Origin of the sequence: Xylophilus sp. ASV27, from assembly GCF_016428875.1 — a bacterium.
Taxonomy (GTDB): domain Bacteria; phylum Pseudomonadota; class Gammaproteobacteria; order Burkholderiales; family Burkholderiaceae_C; genus Xylophilus.
The window spans coordinates 1-9,144 of the sequence record NZ_JAELTO010000065.1 but is presented as its reverse complement, the minus strand read 5'-3'; the positions used below and the strand labels follow the sequence as shown (position 1 = coordinate 9,144).

Genomic DNA, 9,144 nt, shown 5'->3' with positions numbered 1-9,144 from the left:
TCATGTCTCCTTGGGTTGGGTCGTGGGGGGATGCGCGTGCGCCACCATGGCGCGCGCGCCGGAAAAAGGCTTGCTCAGCCGGCCGGCGACTTCCAGCCGCACCGGCTCGGTGGGTGCGACTCGGCAGGCCAGGGTGTAGCCCCGGGCCTCCTCGTCGGCGCTGACGTGGGCGCGGCTCACCGGGCCGAGGGCGCGCACGCGGCCCTCGACGATGCGCACCTTGCACACGCCGCAGCCGCCGTTGACGCAGCCCACCGGGATGCCGCGCCGGCCCAGGCGCAGCATGCCGCGCAACAGGCTTTCTTCGCCTGCGCAGGCATAGCATTCGCCGGTCTGGGCGATCTGCACCTGCAGCGGGGAGCGGGTATCGACGGCCATGTTCAGACCCGCTTGAACAGAGGACTGCGCGCGCCCTGCGCGTCGGCGGCCGAGAGGAACTTCTCGGTGTAGATGTCGCGCTCGAACAGCCGGCCCCGCATCAGCGTGGCGATGCAGGCCTCCACCATGGGCGGCGGGCCGCACAGGTAGCTCTTGTGGCCGGCGAAGTTGCCGCCGAAGTGCGCCTGCGCCGCCTCGTGCACGAAGCCGCGCGCGCCGTCCCAGCCCGAGCCTTCGGGCTCGGCCGAGAGCGCGGGCAGGTAGGTGAAGTGGGCGTGCTGCCGCGCGAGCGCGCGGAATTCGGCGTCGTAGTACAGCTCCTCGCGCGTGCGCTGGCCGTAGACCAGGGTGATCGGCTCGGCGCAGCCGCCGGCCAGCAGGTCCAGGATCATCGAGCGCGGGCTCGACAGGCCCGAGCCGCCGGCCATGAAGAGCATGGGCAGCCCGGCCGAGCGGCGCACGAAGAAGCGGCCGTAGGGCCCCGCCAGGCGCAGCCGCGCACCCTCCTGCAACTGCTCGTGCAGCCAGGTGGTGCCGGCGCCGCCGGGCAGGTGGCGCACGTTGAGTTCGATGCGCTCGCACGTGCCGTGCGCATCGGGCGCGTTGGCGATCGAGAAGGCGCGGCTCTGGCCCAGGCCCGGGATCTCCAGTTGCACGTACTGCCCGGCCTGGAAGCGAATCGGCTTGTCCAGCCGCAGGTGCAGCGCCTTGATGGTGGGCGTGAGCCGCTCGATGCGCTCCACCGTGGCGGCGAAGTCGCGCACCGGGATGACTTGCGCGTCGGGCTCCTCGTCGATCTCGGCCTCGATGGTGGCGTCGCACAGCAGCGTGGCGCAGCAGGCCAGGGTCTTGCCCTCGTCGCGTTCGAAGTCCATCAGCGCGAACGGGTTGGCCGCGCCGTGGTCCACCTCGCCTTCGCAGACCTGCACCTTGCAGCTTCCGCACAGGCCATGGCCGCAGGCGTGCGGCAGGTAGATGCCCTGGCGCAGCGCGGCGTCGAGCAGGGTCTGGCCCGGCTCCACGGCGATGGCGGTGCCCAGCGGTTCGATGGTGAGCTGGTGACTCATGCCGCGCTTCAGGAGCAGGAGCCGCCAATGCCGGTCAGGCCCGGGGTGCGGAAGCGGATCACGTCCTTGTGCCCCAGGCCGTTGCCCTCCAGCGTGCGGGCCGGGTCGGGCGTCCAGGGCTGGCCGGACTTGAACCACTGCACGGCGGTCCAGTCGATGCGGGCAAAATCCGGGTGCGCGCCGTACACGCCGGGCAGCACGGCCTGCGCCAGCGCGCCAAAGGGCATGTCCGCGGGCAGCGGCAGTGCCACGGGCGAGCAGAACATCAGGTGGTCTTCCCAGCCGACGTAGAGCAGCGGCGCGGGGAAGTTGGCCCGCACGTCCTTGGCGGGGAACTTGTACGGGTGCAGGGTCTTGAGGCTCATGCCCGTTCTCCCGGCTGCGCGGCGGCGGTGCCGGTTTCGGCGGGTGCATCGCCGCGCCAGGCGGCGAAGTTGCGCTGGTCCTCCGAGCCTTCGAAGTCGAAGTTGTCGCGGCCCACCTCCACCCGGTACCAGTCGAGCACGGCCTGCAGCGGGTCGAAGCCTTCGGCCGTCGGGTCCACGCCGGGCTTGAAGCAGTTGCCCTGGTAGATCTGGTGCACCGGCAGCCAGGACTGGACGTATTTCTCGGGCTCGTGGTCGAACACGTCCTTGCAGCCGTCGCTGCAGAAGTGGTACTTGTCGCCCTGGTAGTCGGATTCTCGGTAGCAGATCTTCGTGGGGTCGCCGGGCTCGGTGAAGCCCATGGGAATCTGGCAGGTGGTGCACAGCATGGGCAGGGTCTTGCTGTAGAAGCGCCGGCCTTGCTGCTGCTCCCGGCGGTAGTGCTCCAGGCGGGGGCGGTAGTACCTGTCGAACGTGTCGGGGTACTTTTCCGACAGCCACTGCATCTCTTCCTCCTTGGGCACCCAGGTGTGGAAGGGCGCGGCGGCGGTGTAGTTGTAGAAGATGTTCCAGGCCTGGTGGCTGATGTGGTCCTTGCCTTCGCAGGCCATCTTCCAGCCCTTGGGCTCGCGGATGCCGTAGCGCGCCAGGTCGCGGAACAGGGCGCCGCCGTTTTCCTCGGCGTACATCTCCCAGGCTTCCTTCCAGCTCATCACGCGCCGGGGCAGCATGTAGTCCTGCATCATGGCCACCAGCGTGAGCACGCGGTAGCCGCGCCAGAACCACTTGTCGATCCAGCCCTGCACGATGGGCAGGTTGGCCGGGTCCTGCTCCAGCATGAACTTGATGCATTCGATGCCCAGCGTCATGTGGCGCGACTCGTCGGACTGCGCCGAGAAGCCGAAGGTGACGGTGGACAGGTCGCCGTTGTGCGCCGCGCCCGACATGAAGGGCACGAACAGCAGGTTGGTCAGCACGTATTCGAACGAGAAGCTGACGGCCGTGAGGAACTCGAACGGGCCGGCCGTGAGCGCGTCCTCGAAGAAGGACTTGGGCACCGACAGGTACCAGACGCGGTCGAACCAGTGGCTGGTGTCGTGCATGCCGTTGAAGTACTTGTTGTAGTTCGACAGCGCATGCGTTTCGGTCTGGAAGTGGCGCAGCTCATCGACCGACTGCATCTGAGCGGCCACGCGCGCGCCCGGCCCGGTGAAGTGCCGGCCGACGTGCGCGAAGCCGCGGTGGGCGTAGTACTCCAGCGGCACCACGCCCTGGATGAGGAGCTTGAGCGCGTTGAGGTAGCGCGCGTCGGAGACGCCCAACTGGCCGTTGTTCTGCGCAAAGGCCTCGATCACGGCGTAGAGCTTCTTCTCCTTCTCGCCCTGGTACTTCCAGTAGGCGTCCATGGTGAGGCGGAACGGGTCTTCCCACTTGTCCCAGTCATGGATCCTGATGCCCTCGTAGCGGTCGTAGGGGAAGACCTTGTCCATGGGCTGGTAGGAGGTCTCCCAGCCCAGGCCGCGCGTCATGGCGGCGTAGCGGTCCTTGAGGCCCAGTTTCTTTTTCGTGACGCGGGTGTCCATGCGTGTGTCTCCTGTGATGGGGGTCAGTACTTCCAGCTCAGGGTGAGCTGCTCGTCGTCTTCGTCGACGTGGCCCGAGAGCGTGACGAGGTTGACGTGGATCTGCTGCAGGTCGAACGGGCGTCCGGTCTGCTCCTCGATCGAGGCGCGCAGGATGCTGAGCCGGCCCGGGGCGTCGATCTTCACCAGGCCCGGCGAATGCACGGCCACGGCGGCGGGGTTGTCGGCCAGGATCGCGTCGATCACGGGGCGCGACTCCTCGTTGTCCTGGAAGGCGATGAAGACCTTGGAGACGGTGCTGCTGGGGGTGCTCATGGCATTTCTCCCGCTCACAGGTCCAGCCCGGCCTTGCGGGCGCGCGCGTCGAGCGCCTCGCGCACGGCCTGCAGCGCCGCGGCTCCGGGCTCGCCCAGCGCCAGTTCGGCCAGCGGCGCGAGGGCGGCCTGGGCCCGGCCCGCGTACGCCAGGGTCCAGCCCGAGATGAGGCGGCGGTTGTCGTCGCTCTCGGCGGCGGCCACCTTGACCACGGCATCGACCCAGCGCGCGCTTTCGTCGTGCCACTCGGGCATGAAGGCGGTGAGCATGGCAGCCGCGGTGCCGCCCTGCAGCGCCAGGTGCTCGTCCACGTACTGGCCGTAGACCAGCGGATACAGCAGGCCGTCGATCGCCAGGTTCTGCGCCACGAACAGCTCGAACGGGTCCTGCAGCACCAGCGTGTCTTCCACCAGGCGGCGCAGCGGCTGCCAGCGCGCATCCTGCAGCCAGGCGTTGCGGCCCGCTTCGAGCACGCCGGGCTCTTCCAGCGCCAGGCCCAGGCGCGTGAGGTACTGGGCCACGCCCAGATGGTCCATGGCATGGAACATGGCCGGCGCCGTGAAGGCCGTGCCGTAGCCGCGCGAGCAGACGCTGCAGTTGTTCATGTTGCCGCCCCAGGCCGCGTGGCGCAGCGGCATCAGCACCTCGCAGGCATGGGCGCGCAGCGCGTCGGGCATCTTCTGCACCAGGCCGCGCGACTCGACGAACTGGTAGTTGGCCTCCATCGCGTCCTGCTGGCGCGCGCGGGCCATGGTCCAGGTGGCGTAGTAGAACTGGCGCGGGTCGCGCAGGGCGTACCAGTCGGCCATGCGCACGGCCGTGCGGCGCACGTCGAACAGCTCGAAGTCGGGCTCCCAGGTGGGGCGGTAGTGGAAGTTCGCCGTCGGCTGCACGCCCAGCGTGGCTTCCAGGTAGCGCGAGGCGGGCTTGTCGCCGGTGTAGGCCGCCACGCGGGCGAAGGTCTGGCGCAGCGGCTGGATCGCGCGCACCTGCAGGTCGATGGTCATGGGGCTTTGTCTCCTCGGGGTGAAGGGATGCGGGGTCAGTCGTCGAGCCGGCGCACGCGGTGCGCCGCGCAGAATTCCTCGAAGGCCGGCTCGGGCAGCATCAGGTCCACCGACAGCTCGGGCCATCCGATCGAGAACGCGAACTCGACCAGCCCGTTGCTGCGTCGCCCCAGCAGGCGCACGAAGCGCTGCGACAGGTCGCAGTCGGGGGCTGGGCTGGCGGCGGGGGCGGCGGTGGTGGGCATGGGGGTGTCCTGTTCGGCGGGTGCGCTCCATGTTTTGCACGAGCCATGCCAGTCCAACGCTTTTCACGCCAAAATATCGATAAATTAAGGGTTTGTCCCAGGAAAACCGATGTGCGAACCCGGTTCGGGCGGCCTGTGGATACACCCCTCCCACGCCCCCATCCGCCATTGCTGCGCCGCAAAATGATCATTTGATGAAGCACGGCGCGGGATGGTGCATCAAATCGTGATGTGCCCCGGGTCTGTCCCGATGGAGAGAGAAGTTATATTTATCGATACTTTGCAGATGCGCGCCTCCACCTTGCCCCCGCTGCCATCCGACGCCGATCTGCGCCGGCTGCTGCATTTCTCGCCGGTCGATGGCCGCATCTGGCTGTCTGACCAGCGCATGCTGCTGGTCCACGCGGCGGCCATCCAGGCGCTGCGGCGCGAGCTCATGGGAAGCCTGGGGGCCGCGCACACGCGCCGCCTGCTCATGCGCGCGGGCTATGCCTCGGGCGAGCGCGACGCGCTGCTGGCGCGCCGGGTGCGGCCCGATGCCGCTCTGTTCGATGCCTTCGCCGTGGGGCCGCAGCTGCACATGCTCGAAGGCGCGGTGCGGGTGCAGCCGCGCGTGTTCGAGCACGACGAGGCCGCCGGCCACTTCCACGGCGTCTTCCAGTGGGACCACAGTTGGGAGTCCGAGGTGCACCAGCGCGCCTGGGGGCCGCAGGACGCGCCGGTGTGCTGGATGCTGCTGGGCTACGCCTCGGGCTATACCAGCGCCTTCTTCCGCCGCCCGGCGCTGTACAAGGAGGTGCGGTGCACCGCCTGCGGCGACGCGCACTGCCTGATCGAAGGCCGCTTCGCGCACGAGTGGCCCGACGGCGAGCAACTGGCGCGCGACTACGACCCGGACTCCATGCTCGTGCGCATCGGCGAGCTGCAGTCGCAGGTCGAGGCGCTGCGCACGCAGTTGCAGCCCGCCGACGACAAGGGCCCGCTGCTGGGCTGCTCGCGCGCCTTCAATGACACGGTGGCCTTGCTGCGCAAGGCCGCGCCGACCCAGGTCACGGTGCTGCTCACCGGCGAGACCGGCGTGGGCAAGGAGCGCTTCGCGCGCGCCCTGCACGCGATGGGGCCGCGCGCCGGCAAGGCCTTCGTCGCCGTGAACTGCGCGGCCCTGCCGGCCGAACTGATCGAGAGCGAGCTGTTCGGCGCCGAAAGAGGCGCCTACACCGGCGCCATGGGCGCGCGCGCCGGCCGCTTCGAGCGCGCGCATGGCGGCACGCTGCTGCTCGACGAGCTGGGCGAGCTGCCACTGCCCGCGCAGGCCAAGCTGCTGCGCGTGCTGCAGCAGGGCGAGGTCGAGCGCCTGGGCGGCACCGAACCGCGCAAGGTCGACGTGCGCGTGGTCGCCGCGACCAACGTCGATCTGGAAAAGGCCGTGGAAGAGGGCCGCTTCCGGCGCGACCTGCTGTACCGCCTGAACGTCTACCCGATCCGCATCCCGCCGCTGCGCGAGCGGCCCGAGGACATCGAGCCGCTGGCCCTGCATCTGCTGCAGCGCTATGCGGCGCTGCACGGCAAGCGGGTGGCCGGCTTCACCGACCTGGCCATGGCCGCGATGCGCCAGCACGCCTGGCCCGGCAACGTGCGCGAACTGGAGAACCTGATCGAGCGCGGCGTGATCCTGGCCGCGCAGGACGAGCCGGTGGATGCCGCCATGCTGTTTCCGTCGCCCGACACGCGCTCGGCCCTCACGGTGAACGCCGCCGGCAGCCTGGAGAGCGAGGCCCGCAGCGCCCAGAGCGCGAGCCTGTACGACACCGTGCAGGCCAGCGGCCTGACGCTCGAAGCCCTGGAGGACGTCCTGATCCGCGAAGCCGTGGAGCGCGCAGGCGGCAACCTCGCCGCCGCCGCGCGCGCGCTGGGCCTGACCCGCCCGCAGTTGAGCTACCGCCTGTCGCGCCGGCAGGAGCGCGCGCCGCCCGCAGGCTGAGATCCGGAACGCATGGCCAAACGATCCTTCATTCCTCAGTTCCCCCTGCGCGGCGACGCGGCGCCGGAACACGGCGCAGGCGGCGCGAGCCCGTCGCGCACTCTGATCGAGCAGACCTACGCCACGCTGCGCGACGACATCGTCGAGGGGCGCCTGGCACCCGGCGGCAAGCTGCGCGTGGAGCACCTGCGCACCCAGTACGCGGTGGGCGCCGGCACGCTGCGCGAGGCGCTCACCCGACTGGTGAGCGACGCGCTGGTCACGGCCGAAGGCCAGCGCGGCTTTCGCGTGGCGCCCATCGCCATCGAGGAGCTGGAGGACATCACCCGGCTGCGCGTGCAGATCGAGATCGAGGCGCTGCGCCAGTCGATCCGCGTCGGCGATGCGCAGTGGCGCGCGGCGCTGGCCGGCGCCTACGCGGCGCTTTCGGCCGAGGAGCAGCCCATCGCGCCGCAGCGCCGGCGCCAGTGGGAACTGCTGAACCTGCGCTTCCATGAAACGCTGCTGTCCGGCCACGCCTCGCCCTGGACCTTGCGCGTGCTGCGCCTGCTGTCGCGCCACAGCGAGCGCTACCGCAGCTACGCCATGGGCCTGCCCGGCAGCGTGCGCGACGTGCATGCCGAGCACACCGAGATCTTCGAGCTGGCCATGGCCGGCCAGGACGCGCGCGCCGCGCTCGCGCTGGAGGCCCACATCCGCGCCACGCCCGACCTGCTGATCCGCGCGCTGCGCGAAGGCCGCGCCGTGCTGCCCGGGCATGGCAGCGCCTGAGCGTCAGTGCACGCCGTCGGCCCTCAGGTGAATCACCCGGTCGGCCCGCGCCGCGGCCGTCTCCGAATGGGTCACCAGCACCAGCGCCGCGCCGTGCTGCCGCGTCTGCGCCAGCAGCAGGTCCATCACCTGCGCGGCGGTGCCGGGGTCGAGGTTGCCGGTGGGCTCGTCGGCCAGCAGCAGGCGGGGCTGGTGCACCAGCGCGCGCGCAATCGCCACGCGCTGCAACTGGCCGCCGCTGAGCTGCTGCGGCAGCCGCGCGCCCAGGCCGCGCAGGCCGACGGCGTCCAGCATGGCGGCCACGCGCGCGCCGTCGTGCCGACCCAGCAGCATCAGCGGCAGCGCCACGTTCTGCGCCACGTCCAGGTGCGGCAGCACGTGGAAGGCCTGGAACACGAAGCCGACGTGCCGGCGCCGCCAGAGCGCGCGCTGGGTCTCGTCCAGCGCGGACAGGTCCGCGCCATCCAGCGCCACGCTGCCGGCGTCCCAGGTGTCGAGTGCGGCCAGGCAGTTGAGCAGGGTCGATTTGCCCACGCCCGAGGGCCCGACGATGGCCACGAATTCGCCCGGCGCCACGTCGAAGGAGACGCCGGAGAACACCGGCACCGCCTCGGCGCCGCGGCCATAGTGCTTGGCCAGGTTGCGGATGGCCAGGCCGCTCATGGCGCGCCCACCAGCATGTCGACCCGCCGCAGCACCTGGGCCAGCGCGTCGGGCGCGTCGGCCGCCACGGCGTGGCGCTGCGGCATGCTCCGCAGCCAGGTGATCTGGCGCTTGGCCAACTGGCGCGTGGCGGCAATGCCGCGCTCGCGCAGGCTGTCCATTGGATGGATCCGGTCCAGGCTTTCCCAGGCCTGCCGGTAGCCGACGCAGCGCATGGACGCCAGCGCGGGCGAGAGGTCGCCGCGCGCGCGCAGCCTGCGCACCTCGTCCACGAAGCCCGCGGCCAGCATGGCGTCGAAGCGCTCGGCGATCCGCGCGTGCAGCCAGGCCCGGTCCGTGGGTTCCAAGGAAATAAGGGCTGTAGCCCAGGTAATATCTGGGCTTTTGGCTATATTTTTCGTAGCGCCGTGCAGTTGTGACAGCGGCTGGCCGGTCAGGCGCCAGACCTCCAGCGCGCGCTGGATGCGCTGGCTGTCCTGCGGCGGCAGGCGCGCCGCGGTCACCGGGTCGACGCGGGCCAGCTCCGCGTGCAGCGCGGGCCAGCCGCGCGCGGCGGCCTCGGCCTCGATCGCGGCGCGCACCCTGTCTCTTATACACATCTCCGAGCCCACGAGACCGTACAGGAAATCTCGTATGCCGTCTGCTGCTTGAAAAGTGGGGGGGGGGGGGGGGGGGGGGGGGGGGGGGGGGGGGGGGGGGGGGGGGGGGGGGGGGGGGGGGGGGGGGGGGGGGGGGGGGGGGGGGGGGGGGGGGGGGGGGGGGGGGGGGGG

General features: G+C 70.7%; 11 protein-coding genes. 2 read left to right on the top strand and 9 right to left on the bottom strand.

The genetic code is table 11. The annotated features are described in order from the left end of the window. From JHD63_RS14210 to JHD63_RS14180, 7 genes are read right to left on the bottom strand one after another with little or no spacing between them, the layout of a single operon-like run. Positions 1 to 378, bottom strand: a complete 378-nt coding sequence (locus tag JHD63_RS14210; RefSeq protein WP_198971477.1) for a 2Fe-2S iron-sulfur cluster binding domain-containing protein — start codon at positions 376 to 378, stop codon at positions 1 to 3. Between the two features lie 2 nt (positions 379 to 380). Beyond that, complete coding sequence (locus JHD63_RS14205; RefSeq protein ID WP_198971476.1) at positions 381 to 1,445, bottom strand: NADH:ubiquinone reductase (Na(+)-transporting) subunit F; 1,065 nt, start codon at positions 1,443 to 1,445, stop codon at positions 381 to 383. 8 nt (positions 1,446 to 1,453) lie between these two features. Further along, positions 1,454 to 1,810 carry a phenol hydroxylase subunit P4 gene (locus JHD63_RS14200; protein WP_198971475.1) on the bottom strand — a complete coding sequence of 119 codons (357 nt, stop codon included), beginning with the start codon at positions 1,808 to 1,810 and terminating at the stop codon, positions 1,454 to 1,456. Then, positions 1,807 to 3,393: an aromatic/alkene/methane monooxygenase hydroxylase/oxygenase subunit alpha gene (locus JHD63_RS14195; RefSeq protein ID WP_198971474.1), complete on the bottom strand. Its 1,587-nt coding sequence runs from the start codon at positions 3,391 to 3,393 to the stop codon at positions 1,807 to 1,809. Before JHD63_RS14195 ends, JHD63_RS14200 begins: the two co-directional genes overlap by 4 nt. Before the next feature lie 23 nt (positions 3,394 to 3,416). Next, positions 3,417 to 3,707, bottom strand: a complete 291-nt coding sequence (locus JHD63_RS14190; RefSeq protein ID WP_198971473.1) for an MmoB/DmpM family protein — start codon at positions 3,705 to 3,707, stop codon at positions 3,417 to 3,419. 14 nt (positions 3,708 to 3,721) lie between these two features. Next, complete coding sequence (locus JHD63_RS14185; RefSeq protein ID WP_198971472.1) at positions 3,722 to 4,714, bottom strand: phenol hydroxylase; 993 nt, start codon at positions 4,712 to 4,714, stop codon at positions 3,722 to 3,724. A 35-nt stretch (positions 4,715 to 4,749) separates the two neighbouring features. After that, positions 4,750 to 4,959, bottom strand: coding sequence for a phenol hydroxylase subunit (locus JHD63_RS14180; RefSeq protein ID WP_198971471.1), 210 nt, complete (start codon positions 4,957 to 4,959; stop codon positions 4,750 to 4,752). Between the two features lie 286 nt (positions 4,960 to 5,245). On the opposite strand from JHD63_RS14180, the gene JHD63_RS14175 reads away from it, so the two are divergent. Then, entirely contained in the window at positions 5,246 to 6,940 is a 1,695-nt protein-coding gene (locus tag JHD63_RS14175; protein ID WP_198971470.1) for a sigma-54-dependent Fis family transcriptional regulator, read from the top strand. 12 nt (positions 6,941 to 6,952) lie between these two features. After that, on the top strand, positions 6,953 to 7,711 hold the full coding sequence (locus tag JHD63_RS14170) for a GntR family transcriptional regulator (protein ID WP_198971469.1): 759 nt from the start codon (positions 6,953 to 6,955) through the stop codon (positions 7,709 to 7,711). A 3-nt stretch (positions 7,712 to 7,714) separates the two neighbouring features. On the opposite strand, the gene JHD63_RS14165 is transcribed toward JHD63_RS14170, so the two are convergent. Together JHD63_RS14165 and JHD63_RS14160 are read right to left on the bottom strand one after the other, a co-directional pair. Further along, entirely contained in the window at positions 7,715 to 8,374 is a 660-nt protein-coding gene (locus JHD63_RS14165) for an ABC transporter ATP-binding protein (protein ID WP_198971468.1), read from the bottom strand. After that, positions 8,371 to 9,144 (bottom strand): tRNA (adenosine(37)-N6)-dimethylallyltransferase (locus JHD63_RS14160; protein ID WP_304952639.1); only part of this gene is annotated, 774 nt, incomplete at its 5' end. The genes JHD63_RS14160 and JHD63_RS14165, both read right to left, overlap by 4 nt.

What these genes read in the sequence shown, in the direction of transcription:
- JHD63_RS14185 (WP_198971472.1), bottom strand. Translation starts at nt 4,714, where the DNA reads ATGACCATCGACCTGCAGGTGCGCGCGATCCAGCCGCTGCGCCAGACC.
- JHD63_RS14195 (WP_198971474.1), bottom strand. Translation starts at nt 3,393, where the DNA reads ATGGACACCCGCGTCACGAAAAAGAAACTGGGCCTCAAGGACCGCTAC.
- JHD63_RS14205 (WP_198971476.1), bottom strand. Translation starts at nt 1,445, where the DNA reads ATGAGTCACCAGCTCACCATCGAACCGCTGGGCACCGCCATCGCCGTG.
- JHD63_RS14175 (WP_198971470.1), top strand. Translation starts at nt 5,246, where the DNA reads ATGCGCGCCTCCACCTTGCCCCCGCTGCCATCCGACGCCGATCTGCGC.
- JHD63_RS14180 (WP_198971471.1), bottom strand. Translation starts at nt 4,959, where the DNA reads ATGCCCACCACCGCCGCCCCCGCCGCCAGCCCAGCCCCCGACTGCGAC.
- JHD63_RS14165 (WP_198971468.1), bottom strand. Translation starts at nt 8,374, where the DNA reads ATGAGCGGCCTGGCCATCCGCAACCTGGCCAAGCACTATGGCCGCGGC.
- JHD63_RS14200 (WP_198971475.1), bottom strand. Translation starts at nt 1,810, where the DNA reads ATGAGCCTCAAGACCCTGCACCCGTACAAGTTCCCCGCCAAGGACGTG.
- JHD63_RS14190 (WP_198971473.1), bottom strand. Translation starts at nt 3,707, where the DNA reads ATGAGCACCCCCAGCAGCACCGTCTCCAAGGTCTTCATCGCCTTCCAG.
- JHD63_RS14170 (WP_198971469.1), top strand. Translation starts at nt 6,953, where the DNA reads ATGGCCAAACGATCCTTCATTCCTCAGTTCCCCCTGCGCGGCGACGCG.
- JHD63_RS14210 (WP_198971477.1), bottom strand. Translation starts at nt 378, where the DNA reads ATGGCCGTCGATACCCGCTCCCCGCTGCAGGTGCAGATCGCCCAGACC.